Here is a 15,950-nt window from a genome sequence, read left to right as displayed (position 1 = left end):
ATGCACAACAACCTCACCGCCTTCTTCCTCGGCGGCTTGAACGCCGCCCGCAAGACCGACGGACGTGAGCCGCTCCGCGTCGAGGACCTCGCGGCCATGGAGGCCCAGCGCGACGTCAAGGCCCGCACCCGTTCCGAGGATTCCGCCCGCGTTCGCGCCGATCACCTCGCTTCGGTGCCGCGCTACGACCTCGACGACGGGCGCCATGGCCAAGCGCAGCGCCTCCTCGGGCGCCTCGCCAACGGCGCCGAGGGAGGCAAGGGAAGCCTCGTCCACATCGTGCCAGAGGACGCCAACCTCGGCCTTTGCGGGGCGACCTACGGGGCGGCCCGGTCGGTTGGCTGGTCGAACGAACTGCCCGACGCGGCGACGTGCCCCCGCTGCCTGTCCCGGCTGGCCCGCATGGGCGGCCACCTGCTGCCCCCGGCAGTCTGACACCCGGGGCCCACGGGCCCCGGCCCCCGAGCTCGCTCCCCTTGCGGGATGCCCCCTTCACCGCCGGCCCGGGGCACCGGCCACTCGGGAGACCAACATGTCGAACCGCAAGAACCTTGAGCGCCGCTTCGCCCGCTACGGCGCCGACCTATCCAAGCGCACCGCCGGGGCCTTCTCGACGTTCGAGGACGGCACCGTCGCCCCCTGGACCATCCATTGGGGCGGCCGAGTCATCCCCTGCCACAGCCTCGCGGATGCCGCAGCGTTCCTCGACCGCTACGAGGGCAAGGACCGCTGAAGCAAACCTGCCGGGGCCTACGGCCCCGGTCCACCGACGAGGACCTGACGTGCGCATCGAGCTCATCCCCGGCATCGAGTCCCCCGTCCCCGGCGCCCTGTGCGTCGGGACCGCCGACGGGCAGCCGCTCTCCTACGTCGACAGGACGCCCTACATCGGGACGGAGGCGACGACGCACGCCGCCATCGCGGAGCCCCTGGCCGATGCCATGGACTACTATGCCACCAAAGTATTCGGCGGCGAATGGAACGGCGACCTCTCGCGCGTGACGGGGATAAACCGACGCACCGTCACGCACGACCGCATCCTCCGCTACGGACTGGCCCCGTGGGTCCTCGCCCTCGTCGGCCGGGCCGCAGCCCACCGGCACCCCCGCAGCCTGGGCTTCATCCTCCTGAGCCTTGTCGGCCTGCGGACATCGGCGGACAGAGAGGAGGCCCGCGAGAGGGAGTCGATGCAGCGGCTCGCGACCCAGATCCTCGACGATGCCGTCGACATGATCCGCTACGTCAGCACGGAGCGCGGAAAGGCGCCCCGACACCCGAGCAGCAAAGTCACGTAACGAAACCTTAACGCCTCCGCCCTATGGTGGAGGCACGTGCGCTCCGGTTTTCATCGGCGCGCTGGACACCCAACGGGATACCAGACCATGACCAGCACCCCCGATGCGGGCGCGCTCGCCTGCGCCATCGAGCGTTATCTCTCCGGCGCCGCCCTGCCGCCTAAGCGCGGCGGATTCCCCCACGCCCCCGCCGCCCTGTTGCTGACGGCACGCTACGGCCGGACGACTCCGTCCCTCCAGACTGCCAACGCCTTTCGCGAGGACGTGCGCATCGTCGGCGTCTATAGGTCGCTCAAGCTCGCTTTCGACGAATACGGGTCCGTGTCCTACCGCGAGAAGCGCGAGGCCGAGCAGACCCTTTCCGTCCAGATCGCGGCCGCGTTCGACACCGTCGCCGAGTGGCTGCGCGAGGCCAACATCGTCGCCGACTTCACTGATGACGGGTCGTTCGAGGATGAGGCGGTCACGCAGCACCTGCGGCTCCTCGCTGGCGTTCTGGCGCTATGCGCATGGGAAGTCGGCCACGAGCCCGCCCGCACCTTCATTCGCGCCCTCATGCCGGATCTGCTGGGGCTGGCTGACGGGCACCGCTACGTCCGCGTCGCCGTGGGCCTGACGGAGGACGTCGACCCCCTGCACTGGCGCCCCGGGCAGGGCAGCCTCGGACGGCTCGCCTTGGCCCTCGACCGCGGCGGCCGCCTCCTCGCCCAAGCGTCCCGGGGCGCGCCGCAGCCGGAGACGGCGTGGGATTCGGCCGCCCGCGAGATGGCCGCCGAGGACCGCGCCAAGGCCAAGGCACCCGCGGCGGTCGTGGAGACCGGGCCGTCGCTGATGGTGCTCGCCAGCGTGGAACATTTGCCGGGGCTCGCCAAGGCGGGCGAGGGCAAGCCGGGCGCTCACACCGGCTCGACGCCGCGCTCGGAGTGGGCGCCCGTCGCCGGCCGGCGGCTCCGCCTCATCCGCGTCCCGGACCTCGCCGCGGCGCGGGCAACGCTTGCCGCCGAGTTTCCGGACGACGTCGCCATCGTTGACGCCATCCTCGGACCGCTCGCGACCAGGTCGTACGTCTCGCTCCCTCCGATTCTCCTTTTGGGACCCCCGGGCACCGGCAAGTCCCGGTTCGCCCGTCGCCTCGGCGAGGTCCTCGGACTGGCGGTCACCGTCTACGGTTGCGCGGGCGTCTCGGATTCGAGCTTCATCGGCACGTCGCGACAGTGGAGCACGGGCCGGGCCTGCGTGCCCCTCCAGGCTATCCGGCGCGCGGATGCGGCGAGCGTCCTCGTCGTCCTCGACGAGCTCTCCCGCGCCGGGACGCGCCGCGACAACGGCCTATTGACCGACGGAATTTTGGCCATGACCGAGCGGGAGACCGCAAAGGCATTCCAGGATCCCTATCTGGAATGCCCGGTCGACCTCTCTGGCGTCAGCTACATCGCGACGGCGAACTCGCGCTCCGGCCTCGACGCGGCGCTGCTCTCGCGGTTCCGCGTGCTCGAGATGGGGCCTCGCACGCTGGCCTCGCTCCCGGCCCTGACGCGGGGGATCATGGCCGATATCCGGGCCGAGCGCGGCCTCGACGACGCGTGGCTCCCGGGCCCCGACCCCGAGGAGGAAGCCGTCCTCGCCGCGCACTGGCGCGACGGTTCCGTGCGGACGCTGCGTCAGCTCGTCGACTTAATCGTCGCCGCGCGCGACGCCCTCGCGACGCGCATGTGAGGGGCCGCCATGCTCGTCGACGTCTACCTCAACCGGCGCCTGCAGCCGCGAGCGTGGTCCGTCCGCGAGGGCGGCCGTGTGTCCCGGCACGTCCCCGCCATCGCCCTCATGGACGTGGTCTTCATCGTCCATCCCGCCGCCGTCGCCCGTGTGCAGCGCCTCGGCCAAAGGGCAGTCTGCGCATACGCCCGGGGCGTCCCCATCGAGGCGCCGCGGTACCCCGCTGCCGTGCGGGTGTCGTTCGACCCGTTCGAGGCGGCCGCCTTCACCTTGGACGACGGCACCACCGTCCTTCGCGCTTCCCTCGTTCACTTCCTGGAGGATAGATCATGCTGGGCCGTGCTGTAGCTCTCGCCCTGGTGCTCGCCGCCGCCCCGGCCGCCGCGCAGAACGCGAATCCCGCGCCCTACCTCCCGGACGATGGCCCCGGGTCCGCGTTCCCGAGGACCGGCGACCGGTGGCTCTATGCGGTCAGGGCGCCCGCGGGCCGGGGGCAGGAGCGGCTGACGCGGGTCGACGCGGTGCCGGATGGGCGCCCGGGTTCGTGGTCCGTCACGGTGACGTGTAGCGTGGTCTCGACGCGCACCGGCCGGGAGACGCAGGTCATCGTCGGAAAGGGCACGATGGGGCGCGGCCGCATGCCGGTCATCGCGGGCAACTGGGTCTTCTCCGACGGCTCGCCCCGGACCGGCGGGGGCATCGACCAGGCGCCGGGTGATGGGGACAGGCTCGACCTGACGAGCCAGTTCACAGACCCGCGCTGCGCCTCGGGCCGGGGAGACCTATCCTCGGGCGACTGAAACGCACCATGACCGCCGCCCCGAAACCGTTCGGGGCATCATGGCCCTGGGGCGTGAAGAAGCGGTCACCGATTCTCGCCGCGATACGAATGTCGACTGATGGGCAACCGGCCGCCGGTGAGGTCGAGGCAGTGCATCATTGACTCAGGCCCGGCTGTTCGCCTCGAACCTGTCCACCACATCAGGTTCACGCTCCTCCACGACGCTCCGACGGGGCCGTCCCTCGCCGAGATGCAGTATGGTGATGGCCTGCTCGATGGCGGTCGCATGCACCGTGTACTCCTCGACCTCCTCGTCGAACCAAATCCCGGAGGGGTGGCTGATGCCAGCCCTACAGGCTTCCGCCAGATCGGGCCGCGACGCACCGGCGCCGGCGGGGATCTCATGCGGGGCACCCGACGTCCTGATGAAACGTCCGGACTTGAACGCCGGCTCGCTCGACCTTGCCCAGAGAGCATACCCCTCCGTCGAGACGACCATAAGCGACCGGCGCTCGGTGACTTCGAGCCACCTCAGCGTCGCCGCCGTCAGCGACACGCCGTACCGCTCGGCCAGCGCGCCGAGATCGGCCAGGGTAGGCTTGGCACTGGGATCGATCTGTCGTCGCAGGTCGTGAAGGGGCATAAGGAGCGCAGCGGCGAAGCTGTCCGCCTCCTTTTCGATGTCCTTACCGGCACGGCGGCTGACGTCTTCCTCCTTGCAGTAGATGCCCTGGGGCGGAATGCGGTCGCGGTGGAGCAGGTAGTGCGCAACCTCGTGCGCGACCGTGAACCGGCGCCGGCCCGGCGATGCGGTGGAGTTGCTGACGACGAGCCAACCGCAGGGTTCCTCACGCACCGGCACCAGCGCGCCCTCGAACCCCCTCAGGGGCCGGCTGACGATCTCAAGTACCGGGTCGTCCGGCGAGATGACCCGGGAATATTCGAGGATCAGCTCCTCGACGTCGACCGGGTAACGGTCGACCCCCTTCACAGCGTCGAGCATTTGGGTGAGCCGGTTGGCCCACCTCATCGGCGTCATCTCGGATGTGTCTGGCATTGACCGGAACCTGAATCACTGACGGTCCAGGCTCGCAGCCAAGCAACCTCGGGGCAACGGCCGCGGGCGTTGCGGGACAACTATTTTCTGAAGGTCTCGGTGATCCGGCGGATCTGATCCTTCACGTCCGGGTCGAGGCCTCTGTACTTCCGGAAGAACGCCTCGTCCTCCGCGGTCGCCAAGTCGGCCTCGGCGTCCATCAGGTAATCGGCGGTGACGCCGAGCGCCTTGGCGATCCGGTCGATCTTCTCGGCCGATGGCCTCGGCGGATTCTTGTTCTCCACCTCCCAGACGTACGACTTGCTGGAGCCGGTCATCTCGGCGAGCTGGTCGAGCGTCAGACCTGCCTTCTTCCTCAACTCCTTGATCTTCTCGCCGAACGTCGCCACCGCGGCCTGCCTCCCCTCACGAACCGGTCGAACCAAAAAGTTCGGCGTAGACTAACATCCGGGCCTTGCAAAGCGCTACAACGACACGCATGTTCGGTGTAGACATACTTTATGGTTCGCTACCACGGTGGCGTAGCCGGAGCACGCGATGCAGCCGGAGAACGGCCCGAAGCCTGGCTGCGAAGCCGACCCGACGTCCCGGGAGCATGGAACGGAACCGCCGGCCACGACCGTCGCGGACGCGACGTCGGCCGGCCAACCACCCGTGCTGCCGATTCGCTTGGCGCTCTCCGGCGGAGGCATACGCGCCGCGGCCTTCCATGCGGGGGTGCTGAAACGCCTTGCCGAGGAGGGCCTTCTGGAAAGGGTCACGCACGTTTCGACCGTATCCGGCGGAAGCCTGCTCGTTTCGGCCCTCATGTCGTTCAACGAACATGCGTGGCCCGGCTCGGCAGCCTACCTCGAACGAACATACCCGGCCCTCCGCGAACTTCTGACGACCGTCGACCTCTTCACGTTCCGCGCGGTCGGATGGCGAGGTCTGCTCCGTTTCGGGCGAAGGATACTGACGCACCGGGCCAGCGTGCTCGCGGATCTCCTGGTCGAGCGCTGGGGCGTCTCCGGCCGCGTGCGGGACCTGCCGGAGAAGCCCGCCTGGTTCATCAACACGACGTCGCTCCACAGCGGCAAGTGCTGGAGGTTCTCAGCGAGGGAAATGGGGGACTGGGTGTTCGGGCGCCATTACGCTCCCGACATCCGATTGGCGGATGCGGTCGCGGCATCGGCAGCTGTCCCCTACGTCCTGGGCGCCCTTTGGATCGACCTGCCCAAGGAGGGCTGGTTCCAGACCGATCCCGCCACGCGCAAGCCGCAGAAGCGGACCCAACCCGACGCGGACAGGATCGGGCTTTGGGACGGGGGCGTCTACGAGAACCTGGGACTGGAGGCGATCTACAAGCCCGGAATGGCGCCGGACCCGGCGGCGTTCGTCATCTGCAGCGACGCTTCCGGTCCGGTCCCGGCGTACGGCTCGGCCTCCCCGTTGGCCATCTTCAGGGGACGCCTTGCCGGTCCCCGACTCTTCGACATCGCGAGCGACCAGATCCGGGCCCTCAGGTCCAGGATGTTCATGAGGGACGTCGACGCGAAGGTCGTCGCCGGCGCCCTCTTTAAGATGGGCGTGTCGATCCGGGACGTCGACATCAAGAAAGGACGCTCGCGCGACGAGCGCGAGTACGACGCCTTCCTGAACGACGCCGAGGTCCGCGCGGCACTCGGCCACCCCACGGACCTCAAGGCCATGACGCCGGCCGCGTTCGAACGCATCGCTCGGCACGGCTTCGAGGTGGCCGACACGGTCCTCACGACGCATTCGGCCGACCTGTTCCCGAGGACCATTCACTGGCGCTCCTAGACGGAATGCACGCCCCGAATTCTATGGAAAAGGAGACGCCGAGATGACCGCCTACGCGACCTTCTATCCGCTCGGAAACGCCGACAGCACCTTGCTTGAGCTCGCGAACAAGCAGTTGCTGCTCATCGACTTCGGGAACCAGCACAATCCGGACGATCCGTACGAGAAGCGCTGCGACCTCGCCAAGGAGTTGAGGGCGGTGCTCCGCAGGGCGGGGCGGAACCACTTCGACGTGGTCTGCTTCACGCATCTCGACGACGACCATTGCCAGCGCATGGGCGAGTTCTTCTGGCTCCGGCATTCGACCGCATACCAGGGGGAGGGCCGCGTCGAGATCGACGAGCTCTGGGTGCCCGCCTGTGCGCTGACGGAAACCAACCTCGACGGCGATGCCCGCCTCATCCGACAGGAAGCGCGCCATCGCCTCCGCGAGAAGAAGGGTATCCGCATTTTCTCCCGCGCCGACCGCCTCAAGTCGTGGATGGAAGCGGAAGGCATGGACTTCGAAAGCCGGAGGCACCTGTTCGTCGACGCCGGCAAGCTCGTCCCCGGCTTCGCCAAGGACGGCCCCGAGGCTGTGGAATTCTTCGTCCACAGCCCCTTCGCCTGGCGACAGGACGAGACCGTGGTCCACGACCGCAACGGCGACAGCATCGTCTTCCAGGCCGTCTTCGTGGACGGCGGGGAGGAATCGTATGCGTTGTTCGGCTCGGACGTCGACCATACGGTCCTGGCCGAGATCGTGAACATCACACGCGGCTACGGAAACGACGACCGCCTGCGTTGGGACCTGCTGAAGCTGTTCCACCACTGCTCGTACCTGTCCCTCGGGCCGGATCGCGGTTTGACCGAGACCGTGGCGGTCCCCGAGGTGAAATGGCTCTTCGAGACCCAGGGGCGGAACCGCTGCACCATCGTGTCGCCGAGCAAGCCCATCCCGCTCCCCGGATCGCCTGAGGACAAGTCCACCCAGCCGCCCCACCGCCAGGCGGCCAACCACCATCGCCGCGTCGTCGGCGACAAGCTGGGGACGTTCATGGTGACCATGGACCAGACCGCAAACCCACCGAAGCTCCTGCGCTTCGAGATCGACCGCTACGGCATCGGCCTGGTGCTTGCGGCCCCGACCGTCGCGACCGCCGCCACCTCCAAGCCCGCCCGCCAGGGTTGAGCGCCATGGCCTGGATCGACGAGTGGGCCGTCATCTCCGTCGGCGACTTGGTTGCGAGGCAGGCGAGGGCCATCGACGCCTACATGCGCACGGCCCCGGACATCGCCAGCGTGGTCGAGGCGCGCCGACATCCCGCCGGCCCGGAGATGCTCCTCGTCGATATCGCGACCGGGGTGCCGCAGCGGCCCGTCGTACCCATCGAAAGGATCGAGAGGATCGGCATCGCCCTTGGCGCCGAGGAGGCCATGCCCTTCGTGGTGATGCTTCGGGAGGACTTTCCGGACACGGAGCATCAACATCTGGTGCCGGAAGGCTTTCCCTCCGCCATGTGCATCGACGACCGTCCCTGGGACGAGGCGCGCCTGACCTGGTCCCCGGCGGAACTGCTGCAGCGCGTCCACCTCTGGTTCCGGCGTGCCGCCCGAGGCGAATTGCACGACCCCCACCAACCCGTGGACCCCTTCTTCGGGCTCTCTCCCCTGAAGCTCGTCGTGCCGACCTCCGTCCTGTCCGGGACGGACGACGTGGAGCTCGTCGGTTTCAGAACCAGCGATGACGATCCCGACGTCCTGATGGTTTTGCCTATCGATTCCATGCCGAGGAGCGCGGACGCGGGCCGCATCATCCCGGTGGCCTATACCGTGCCCCCGGAGCGGATGACCCGAATGCGGCGGGCCCCGCGCGATCTGGCAGCGCTCGCTGCGGTGCTTGCTGACCGCGGCGTCTCGATCATCCCCGACCTCCAGGAACGTGTGAGGCGTTGGGCCGGGTCGGAGGCGAAGGACCGGGCGCGCCTCAACGGGGCGCTGGCCCTGATCGTCGCGATGCCGGTCGTCGCTCCGAACGGCGACCGTCCGGGACTGATCGACCTCCGGGTCTTCATCACGCAGAAGACGGTCGGCGAGGTCGGGGTCGCCCTCGGCGTCCTGCTCCCGGACCAGGATGCGAACGCGGCATCCGGTTTCGTCCGTGCGATCCCGTCACGCGACGTCGACGGCACGCAGTTGGCCGGATGCGTCGTGGAGATGGCGCAGGTCCATCGTGCGTTCGACGCGGGGTTGGCCGCCACCTTGGGAGGCCGGCAGGCGGAGGACGCGCGGAAGGTGGTCATGGTCGGGGCAGGCGCCATTGGCTCCCACGTCGCCGAATGCCTCGTCCGGGAGGGACGATACGAGTGGTGCATCGTCGACGACGACCGGCTGCTGCCCCACAACTTGGCACGTCACACGCTGGGGGCCATGCAGGTCGGGCAAGTGAAGGCGGCCGCGCTCGGTCATCACCTGAACGCCGTCTTCCAGCCCACGGCAGCCGGCCCGGTCACGAGGGTCATCGGCTGCAACGTCCTCCGTCCCGGGCCCCACGCCGACGACCTCGGCGATGCGCTCGCGCAGGCTGCGGTCGTCATCGACGCCTCGGCCTCGGTCGCGGCGAGCCGACATCTCTCCGACCTCGCCGTGCCGGGCCGTCGTGCAAGCATCTTCTTCAATCCCTCCGCCGAAGCCGCGGTGGTCCTCGTCGAGCCCGAGGATCGCTCGATCACGCTGCGCGACCTTGAGGCCCAGTATTATCGGTCCGTGCTGCTGATCCCCACGCTGGAGCGACACCTTACGGCCACGGGCGAGAGATACGCTTACACGGGGGCTTGTCGGGCGGTGACGAACCGCGTCCCGGAAACTCGCGTCGCCCTTCTGTCGTCGCTGGCCGCCATGGGCCTCGCGCGGGCCCTGGATGCCCCCGGCCCCTCAATCGGCATCTGGACCCTCGCCGCGGATGGCGGCGTGTCCGTCACGGCGCCGGTCGTCGCCCCTGTCGAGCGCCACCGCCTCGTCGGATGGGAGATCACCATCGACGCCGAGGTGCGGTCCGCGATGGTCGGCATGCGGGAGGGCGCCCTACCTGCCGAGACCGGCGGCTCCGTCATCGGCGTGGTCGATGGCTCGGCGCGGAAGATCCATATCGTCGAATCCTTGCCGCCTCCGCCCGACAGCAGGGGGACGCCGGCCGCGTTCGAGAGGGGCATCGAGGGCCTTTCCGACGACGTGACCGGCAAGATGGCCAGGGTCATGGACATGGTCCGGTACGTCGGGGAGTGGCATTCGCACCCCTCCCGATATCCCGTGGACCCGAGTCCCACCGACATCGTCCAACTCTGTCACACGGCCATCGACACCGCCTTGGACAGCCTGCCCGGGCTGTCGCTGATCCTCGGCGACGACGGGCTGAACGTGGTGCTGGCCGAAAAGGTCGGATGAGGGATCACGGCAAGCCTCGCGTATCCTGTGCGCCCTCGGGTAGTCATCCGGGAATTCCCAGACCTCGAGCGCGAGGTCGCCTTGGAACATGCCCTAAGCCTCACCGATGGAACACGAATCGTAGGTCTGCGCCGGTGCTAGAGGCAGGGTACCTCGAAAGAGGGTAACCGCAGGAGCGGGGGTTGGCGCGGGAGCGTGATCGTGTTGGCGCAGCGCCCGCTGCCGTGAGTCGCGGAGCCGCTCGGAGGACCGGATGGCCTATCGATGATGCTAAAATCGCGGCATGGCGTCGCACCCGTGGAACCTCGGAGGCCCGGGGAAGGCCGCTGGCGGGTCGATGATCGCGACCGAAGGATTCTAGGTCACTCCGCAAAGCCGCCGCGCAGGCCTATTCGCTGCGCCGTCTCGGGTCGGCTAGACCCCGGCCCCTAGGGTCAGGGGAAGGGGCGCCCGAGCCCCCTGCGCAGGGCCTTCGAGGCCTCTTCTAAAAAGCCTGCGACGCGCGGACCTTAGCGGGGTTCGCGAGCCGGGTGTGGTGCCTCGGCGGTCGCGAGGCTTCGCAGGCTGGAACCCCACATGTCATTTTCGCAGGGCGACGACCGCCCCTTGGACTGCCACTGGCAGACCGACCTCGGCATCCTCGACCGGGCCGGCGTCTACCGCTCGACGCGCCGCGGCGAGGACCTGGCAAAGGCCAGCATCATCGCCGGCGCCGTGGTCGAGCGCCTCGGCGCCAACCGCCGCATCTCCTACAGCCGCCGAAACGACTGGTACGCCGCGGCCCCCCGCTACACCGGCATGGCATACAGCCGCCGCCTGGTGTGCGGCCTGATCGACTCCCTCGAAGGCACGGGCAAGATCTGGCACGCCAAGGCCGAGCCCGGCGCCCACCTGAAGAAGACGCCGATGCAGTCGGCCTTCTGGGCCTCGGACAAACTCGTCGAGCTCGTGGGCGACATGCCCATCCGCCACGTCGGCCCCAAGGTCCCCGTCGTCATCCGGCGCGAGGACGGCTCCTTCCTCGACATCCCCGACACCGAGCGCGCCCGTCGCATCGTGCGCGAGACCGAGGCCGTCAACGAGGCCCTGCGCAGCATCCGCGTGGGCGTCGACCCTGAGGCTGATCCGGCCGACTTGGAGCGCGGCCCCTACGCCTGGCGTGCCCGGAAGGTCCGCCCGAGCGGCAAGGTGACCTGGGCGACCGTCGTCCCTACGGACCCCATGGTCGTGCGCATCTTCAGCCGCGAGCGCTTCGACCATAACGGGCGCCTCTACGGCTGGTGGCAGAACCTGCCCAAGGCCCGGCGCCGGGAGCTCATGATCAACAACGAGCTCATCATTGAGCCCGACTTCAGCGCCCTGCACCCGACGCTTCTATATGCGATGGAGGGCATCGCGCTGGCCCACGACCCCTACGTGGCCGACCTACGGCGCTGGTCGAGGTCCGACGGCAAGTTGGCCCTCAACGTCGCCATCAACGCCCCGACCCGCCGGGACGCCGTCGAGGCTCTGCTGGCGAAGCGCGAGGAGGAGGCTGACGACGGCACTCCTAAGTGGAAGCACGGGCGGCGGCAGACCGGTGCCCTCATCGAGGCCCTGATCGAGCGCAACCGCCCCATCGCCCGCCACATCGGCTCCGACGCCGGCATCCGGCTCATGGGCGTCGATTCCAGGATGTGTCTCCAGGTCATGAAGCGGTGCCGGAAGGACGGCGTCTCGGTCCTCCCGGTGCACGATTCCTTCATGGTCGGCCGGTCGAACGAGGGTGTCGTGAAGGCTCACATGGAGGCCGTTCTCGACCAAACCCGCGTCGAGCTTTATTCAGGTCTGACAAGGGTTTCGGGGGTAGTCGTTCCCACAAATGAGAGCCCTTGCCCGGGAAACCCCTTGGCGAAGCCCGAGGATACCCTCGCCCCGGTGGTCGTCCCTGCGCCGGTCTTGGATACCCCGGTCCCGGGGCGTATCCCCGGCCCTGGGGAGGATACCTCGGCCCTGACGGGTCTTCCCTGCCCTGGTGGGATTACCCCGGCTCGCGGGCTTTCCTGCGCCTTGGCGGATCCCCCTGCCTTGGTGGGTATCCGGGGTCTTGAAACCCATACTTCGTCCCGGTCCGTCGCCTCTCCTTCGGAACCTCGCACCTCGCCCTGGGATGGGCGTGGGCTTGCCGTTCTTCCCTCCTCGGAACCTCGCACCGCCTCGCCTGTTCTGCCCGTCCTTGCCGTCCCCTGGGCCGTCTCGGGCTGTTCTCCTGAACCTCACACCCCTGCCACCCTCAACCTCGTCCTCGACGCCCTGGAGCCCATCCTCGTGTCCGACACCGCCTGGCACGACCTCGACCCGCTGCCTTGCACCATGACCCTCGACGGCGAGGTCGTGATGGTGGCCGGTGGCCTGCGCCGCCCCTACGCCATGCAGGAGATGGCGGCCGGTCGAGACCCGTGGGCGCACCTGTCCCCCGAGGCGCGCCCCGTGGGATGGCATGTTGTTCCTCGCGTCGCGGCGGGCTACATTCAGGCCTCCTCCTGCGAGGCTCGAACCGCACCACGGTAAGAGGGAAGCCCGCTGCTGCGTTCGCGCCGGCGGGCTTCTTTGTTTCTGGTGCCATGCGACGCTGGTCTGCAGGATGCTCCCATGACCGACGCATCCGCCGACCGGGCCGCCTGGGCCACCGCCTTCGCCGATGAGCTCCTCGGCTTCGAGCATGTCGACGTCGACGACGTGCCCGAGGACGCGCCCCGGGCGCCGTCCCCCGCGACCCGCCTGACCGTCTCCCAGGCGAAGGCCCGCGGGCGCGCCCAGCGCGCCAGGGACAAGGCCAAGCGCGCCCACGAGCTTGATGCCGCCATCGTGCAGGGACTGAGGTCCATCCTCCGCCAGCGCAAGGTCTACGAGCGCATGCGTGATGGCGAGTCCCTCGACAAGATCGCCGTGCGCGTCGAGCCGATCCTCGGCGTCGCCATGCAGGCCCTCGTCGAGGAGCACGGATGGGACCGGCAGCACGCCAGCGCGGCCCTCAACCGGAAGCTCCTGCGCCCCGCCCAGCCCCCGGCCCCGACGCGGGAATAGCGGGATGCACGCGGTCCCAGCAGGGTCGCCTCAGGCCGCCATCATGGCGGTCCTGGCAGCCTGCCAGGGGAGCCTGCGTGGCGTATCGGGCTCCCCGCCTCCATCGTGAGGCGGGCGCCCGTCCACGCATCGAGGCACCCATGACCAGCGTCACGCTCCACACATACGATTACGTCAACGACCCGCACCTCATGAATCCGCTTACGCGCGAGGAAGCCGCTCGCCGCGTTGCCGCCGCCTCCATCGCGGACATGCCCGCCAAGATCGTCGTCATGGAAGAGGCGGACGACTACGAGCCCACCGAGGGCTGATCCATGCCGGTCGCCACGTCCTCCATCGATGCGCTCCCCGGCGCCGTCGCGGCGTGGCGGCCGCAGGCCATCGCCGCCATCACGACGCCGGGCTTGACCCCACTGGCCATCCCCGACGTGCCCCGCCTCGACCTGTCCTTCCCGGACACCGAGGCGGGCGGCGTGCCGGGCTGGATGGGCAGCAGGTGCACGTCGGTGACGACCGAGCCGCCCGGGCCGGGCTTCGGCTTGCCCTTCCGCCAGCCGGCTTGCGTGAAGGGCTTGGGGCGGTCGATGATCGCCGCCTGCGCCTCCACCAGGGCGGCGATGGCGCCGTCGGCGAGTTGGTCGACCACGTTCGCCAGGTAGGGGACGAGGTCCTCCGCCACCATGGCGTCGACCTCGCGGGAGAACTGGCTGGTGTCGACGGTGACGTTGACCTTGAACATGCCCTCAACGTGGGGCCGCGCCCTGCATCCCGCCATTCCCGGCGTGACGTACGCCGAGGCTCTGCGACGTGCGCCCGAGGCGTGGGAGCGTGCCGTACGACGGAGTAACGGGATCGCATTCGCCAGGAGACGGTGAGATCTCAGGGGCATGTTTACCCCTGGGGCCAGGGCTTTGTTCACCCCGTTCACAGCCTTCCGGTGGGGGACTCTTGAGGCCGGATTCGAGAGCTGCGATCTCCTGGACACACCCGCTGCAGGAGACGCCCCGATGGCCTACCACACCACCGCTTCTCAGGTCGTCGGCTCCTTCGACGGCGCCATGCAGGGTATGGCCCTGGGCCTCGGCGGGGCCCTCGCCCGGGACCGTGCCGTGCGCCAGGCAGACCGTGCGGCCGCGAACGCGATCAGGGCGCGCACCGCCCGGCTCGTCTACGACCGCGTCATGGCGGAGGAGATGGCGACCATCCGTGCGCAGGCCGTCCGCGCCGAGGCCGACCGTCGGCTCCGGACGCAGCGCCTCCTCGCCCTCGCGGCGGCCCAGCGCGCGCGGGGCTAAGACGTGCTCAGCGCGTGTCGATTCGGCATGCCGCAGCAAACATCCAGGGCCTCCGGCGCGCCGGAGGCCCCCTCCGTGAAAATAAATAAGGCCGCCCCTCACCAGGGCGGCCTTCGTCGTTCGGCGGGGGATTCGGGCGTCAGGCGGCCCGGGGGCGGAACGCGGGCTCGTAGACCGGCTCGTAGCCCTGCGAACGCATGATCGCGGCGACGTTGTCGATCTTGGTCTGCATCTCCGCGAGGCCCTGGCGGACGGGTGCGGCCAGGGCGGCGAGGCGGGCCTTCTCGGCGTCGGTCCACTGCGCCGCCGTCGGGACCGGCGGCAGGCCCTTCAGCTTGCGCTCGCCCATCAGGTGCTGCCCGATGAACTTGGCGTCGTAGGCCAAGATCGCCGCCCGCTCCATGACGTTGAGCGAATCCAGATACGCCATCGCGCGCTCGTCCAGGATCGCCTCGGGGCGGTGGAGAGACTCGCCGCAAGGGATGAGGAAGTCGCCGGCGGCGCGGCCCCAGGCCTCATCGGGGCTGTCGTAGCCGGTGTCGGCCTTGGGGAGCTCGCGGGGGCGCATGAGCTCCTCGACGAGCTCCTGCTCGGCCATGGCCTCCTCCTGGGGCCGGCCCGGGAAAAAGGTCCGGGCGACCCATTTTCCGCCCTCGAAGACCATACGGGGCATGGCGGCGAGGGCTGCTGCAAGGGAGCGGGCGAAGGCGGCGAGGAAGCGGCGCATGGGGTGTCTCCTGTCTATGGGGATGCTGCGGGGTGGGGTGGAAATCGACTAGGGCGTGATGCCGAGGCTGACGGCCTCGGGGTAGGTCACGTTGCGTACCCATACGTGCCGGCCGGCGATGCGCTCGCAGTAGACATGGGCGAGCCCGGCATCGTCCGTCGGGTAGGTCCCGTCGGCCTGCCAGTCGTGCCCGGGCTCGGCGGTGATGCGCTTGAGCCGGTCGGGCCACCCCGCCGCGACGACGGCAGCCCGATAGCGGCGCTCGGCGGCCCCGGCCGGGTCCACGAGGTCCTCGGCCTCGCTCTCCGATAGGGCGACGAGGACGCCGCCCCGAACGATGGCGTGGCCCGTCTTGCGGTCGATCACGGTCCCCTCGGGCGGCAGGGATTCGAGGCGCTCGCGACGGCGGAGGCGTCCGAAAACACCCCCGTCCATCCTCACGCTCCAAAGTCCGGTCTGGGTCATGTCGGCTCCTGAAATCCGCTGGCATGGGTATCGTGCCACTCGTCCCAGCAAGATGAAAGACCGTATTGATGGTGCGGCGCCATGGCATTTTCTGGTGTCTTTATGATACCAGAAATTCATTTGATAAGTTGTCCTGGCGTCAACTTTGAAATAGTTCTTGTAATCGACGGTTTCCGGTCTACCTTTATCCGCGTACAAGCTAATTCGGGAGCGGCGGGTGGTACGGGCACTGAGAGAGACTGACGTCGTCTCGCGTCTGCGGGCGGCATGTAAAGAAGCCGGCGGTCAATCCAGATGGGCCGATAGCGCCGGCGTGACGCCT

Annotated in this window: 18 protein-coding genes; 13 read left to right on the top strand and 5 right to left on the bottom strand. The window is 68.9% G+C overall.

What is annotated here, in order from left to right; genetic code table 11:
- From HNR00_RS15180 to HNR00_RS15155, 6 genes are all read left to right on the top strand, one after another.
- Positions 1–435 (top strand): hypothetical protein, encoded by a 435-nt coding sequence (locus HNR00_RS15180; RefSeq protein ID WP_183570747.1) that lies wholly within the window; start codon positions 1–3, stop codon positions 433–435.
- A gap of 97 nt (positions 436–532) precedes the next feature.
- Positions 533–733 (top strand): hypothetical protein, encoded by a 201-nt coding sequence (locus HNR00_RS15175; protein ID WP_183570745.1) that lies wholly within the window; start codon positions 533–535, stop codon positions 731–733.
- A 49-nt stretch (positions 734–782) separates the two neighbouring features.
- Entirely contained in the window at positions 783–1,295 is a 513-nt protein-coding gene (locus tag HNR00_RS15170; protein ID WP_183570743.1) for a hypothetical protein, read from the top strand.
- A 36-nt stretch (positions 1,296–1,331) separates the two neighbouring features.
- The gene (locus tag HNR00_RS25940; RefSeq protein WP_183570741.1) at positions 1,332–3,011 is read left to right on the top strand and encodes an AAA family ATPase; all 1,680 of its coding nucleotides are present in this window, start codon (positions 1,332–1,334) and stop codon (positions 3,009–3,011) included.
- A gap of 9 nt (positions 3,012–3,020) precedes the next feature.
- The gene (locus HNR00_RS15160; RefSeq protein WP_183570739.1) at positions 3,021–3,359 is read left to right on the top strand and encodes a L5-gp82 domain-containing phage-derived protein; all 339 of its coding nucleotides are present in this window, start codon (positions 3,021–3,023) and stop codon (positions 3,357–3,359) included.
- A complete protein-coding gene (locus HNR00_RS15155; RefSeq protein ID WP_183570737.1) occupies positions 3,341–3,811 on the top strand; it encodes a hypothetical protein in 471 nt (156 codons plus the stop codon). Before HNR00_RS15160 ends, HNR00_RS15155 begins: the two co-directional genes overlap by 19 nt.
- 144 nt (positions 3,812–3,955) lie before the next feature.
- On the opposite strand, the gene HNR00_RS15150 is transcribed toward HNR00_RS15155, so the two are convergent.
- Both HNR00_RS15150 and HNR00_RS15145 read right to left on the bottom strand, forming a co-directional pair.
- On the bottom strand, positions 3,956–4,822 hold the full coding sequence (locus tag HNR00_RS15150) for an ImmA/IrrE family metallo-endopeptidase (protein WP_246390668.1): 867 nt from the start codon (positions 4,820–4,822) through the stop codon (positions 3,956–3,958).
- A gap of 107 nt (positions 4,823–4,929) precedes the next feature.
- Positions 4,930–5,238 carry a helix-turn-helix domain-containing protein gene (locus HNR00_RS15145; RefSeq protein ID WP_183570733.1) on the bottom strand — a complete coding sequence of 103 codons (309 nt, stop codon included), beginning with the start codon at positions 5,236–5,238 and terminating at the stop codon, positions 4,930–4,932.
- A gap of 148 nt (positions 5,239–5,386) precedes the next feature.
- Between HNR00_RS15145 and HNR00_RS15140 the strand changes: the two genes are divergently transcribed.
- From HNR00_RS15140 to HNR00_RS15115, 6 genes are all read left to right on the top strand, one after another.
- Complete coding sequence (locus HNR00_RS15140; RefSeq protein ID WP_183570731.1) at positions 5,387–6,652, top strand: patatin-like phospholipase family protein; 1,266 nt, start codon at positions 5,387–5,389, stop codon at positions 6,650–6,652.
- Between the two features lie 43 nt (positions 6,653–6,695).
- Positions 6,696–7,823 carry an anti-phage 6A-MBL system MBL-fold protein gene (gene mblB, locus HNR00_RS15135; RefSeq protein ID WP_183570729.1) on the top strand — a complete coding sequence of 376 codons (1,128 nt, stop codon included), beginning with the start codon at positions 6,696–6,698 and terminating at the stop codon, positions 7,821–7,823.
- A gap of 5 nt (positions 7,824–7,828) precedes the next feature.
- The gene (cap2-3, locus tag HNR00_RS15130) at positions 7,829–10,075 is read left to right on the top strand and encodes an anti-phage 6A-MBL system cap2_3 protein (RefSeq protein ID WP_183570727.1); all 2,247 of its coding nucleotides are present in this window, start codon (positions 7,829–7,831) and stop codon (positions 10,073–10,075) included.
- 576 nt (positions 10,076–10,651) lie between these two features.
- Positions 10,652–12,625, top strand: coding sequence for a hypothetical protein (locus HNR00_RS15125; protein ID WP_183570725.1), 1,974 nt, complete (start codon positions 10,652–10,654; stop codon positions 12,623–12,625).
- Positions 12,626–12,706: 81 nt separating this feature from the next.
- The gene (locus HNR00_RS15120; protein WP_183570723.1) at positions 12,707–13,141 is read left to right on the top strand and encodes a hypothetical protein; all 435 of its coding nucleotides are present in this window, start codon (positions 12,707–12,709) and stop codon (positions 13,139–13,141) included.
- Between the two features lie 140 nt (positions 13,142–13,281).
- Positions 13,282–13,452: a hypothetical protein gene (locus tag HNR00_RS15115; RefSeq protein ID WP_183570722.1), complete on the top strand. Its 171-nt coding sequence runs from the start codon at positions 13,282–13,284 to the stop codon at positions 13,450–13,452.
- On the opposite strand, the gene HNR00_RS15110 is transcribed toward HNR00_RS15115, so the two are convergent.
- Positions 13,431–13,880: a hypothetical protein gene (locus HNR00_RS15110; RefSeq protein WP_183570720.1), complete on the bottom strand. Its 450-nt coding sequence runs from the start codon at positions 13,878–13,880 to the stop codon at positions 13,431–13,433. The two genes, HNR00_RS15115 and HNR00_RS15110, sit on opposite strands and share 22 nt — an antisense overlap.
- Positions 13,881–14,148: 268 nt before the next feature.
- On the opposite strand from HNR00_RS15110, the gene HNR00_RS15105 reads away from it, so the two are divergent.
- The gene (locus HNR00_RS15105) at positions 14,149–14,436 is read left to right on the top strand and encodes a hypothetical protein (protein WP_183570718.1); all 288 of its coding nucleotides are present in this window, start codon (positions 14,149–14,151) and stop codon (positions 14,434–14,436) included.
- Between the two features lie 139 nt (positions 14,437–14,575).
- On the opposite strand, the gene HNR00_RS15100 is transcribed toward HNR00_RS15105, so the two are convergent.
- Both HNR00_RS15100 and HNR00_RS15095 read right to left on the bottom strand, forming a co-directional pair.
- Positions 14,576–15,163, bottom strand: coding sequence for a hypothetical protein (locus HNR00_RS15100; protein ID WP_183570716.1), 588 nt, complete (start codon positions 15,161–15,163; stop codon positions 14,576–14,578).
- 48 nt (positions 15,164–15,211) lie between these two features.
- Positions 15,212–15,628 (bottom strand): hypothetical protein, encoded by a 417-nt coding sequence (locus HNR00_RS15095; RefSeq protein WP_183570714.1) that lies wholly within the window; start codon positions 15,626–15,628, stop codon positions 15,212–15,214.
- Positions 15,629–15,950: the final 322 nt, after the last annotated feature.

Source organism: Methylorubrum rhodinum (assembly GCF_014199935.1).
GTDB classification, from domain to species: Bacteria; Pseudomonadota; Alphaproteobacteria; order Rhizobiales; family Beijerinckiaceae; genus Methylobacterium; species Methylobacterium rhodinum.
This window is presented reverse-complemented; position numbering and strand designations above follow the sequence as displayed.

Coding starts and splice junctions, on each gene's coding strand:
- HNR00_RS15180 (WP_183570747.1), top strand. CDS start 1: ATGCACAACAACCTCACCGCCTTCTTCCTCGGCGGCTTGAACGCCGCC.
- HNR00_RS15175 (WP_183570745.1), top strand. CDS start 533: ATGTCGAACCGCAAGAACCTTGAGCGCCGCTTCGCCCGCTACGGCGCC.
- HNR00_RS15160 (WP_183570739.1), top strand. CDS start 3,021: ATGCTCGTCGACGTCTACCTCAACCGGCGCCTGCAGCCGCGAGCGTGG.
- HNR00_RS15155 (WP_183570737.1), top strand. CDS start 3,341: ATGCTGGGCCGTGCTGTAGCTCTCGCCCTGGTGCTCGCCGCCGCCCCG.
- HNR00_RS15150 (WP_246390668.1), bottom strand. CDS start 4,822: ATGAGGTGGGCCAACCGGCTCACCCAAATGCTCGACGCTGTGAAGGGG.
- HNR00_RS15140 (WP_183570731.1), top strand. CDS start 5,387: ATGCAGCCGGAGAACGGCCCGAAGCCTGGCTGCGAAGCCGACCCGACG.
- mblB (WP_183570729.1), top strand. CDS start 6,696: ATGACCGCCTACGCGACCTTCTATCCGCTCGGAAACGCCGACAGCACC.
- cap2-3 (WP_183570727.1), top strand. CDS start 7,829: ATGGCCTGGATCGACGAGTGGGCCGTCATCTCCGTCGGCGACTTGGTT.
- HNR00_RS15125 (WP_183570725.1), top strand. CDS start 10,652: ATGTCATTTTCGCAGGGCGACGACCGCCCCTTGGACTGCCACTGGCAG.
- HNR00_RS15120 (WP_183570723.1), top strand. CDS start 12,707: ATGACCGACGCATCCGCCGACCGGGCCGCCTGGGCCACCGCCTTCGCC.
- HNR00_RS15115 (WP_183570722.1), top strand. CDS start 13,282: ATGACCAGCGTCACGCTCCACACATACGATTACGTCAACGACCCGCAC.
- HNR00_RS15110 (WP_183570720.1), bottom strand. CDS start 13,880: ATGTTCAAGGTCAACGTCACCGTCGACACCAGCCAGTTCTCCCGCGAG.
- HNR00_RS15105 (WP_183570718.1), top strand. CDS start 14,149: ATGGCCTACCACACCACCGCTTCTCAGGTCGTCGGCTCCTTCGACGGC.
- HNR00_RS15100 (WP_183570716.1), bottom strand. CDS start 15,163: ATGCGCCGCTTCCTCGCCGCCTTCGCCCGCTCCCTTGCAGCAGCCCTC.
- HNR00_RS15095 (WP_183570714.1), bottom strand. CDS start 15,628: ATGACCCAGACCGGACTTTGGAGCGTGAGGATGGACGGGGGTGTTTTC.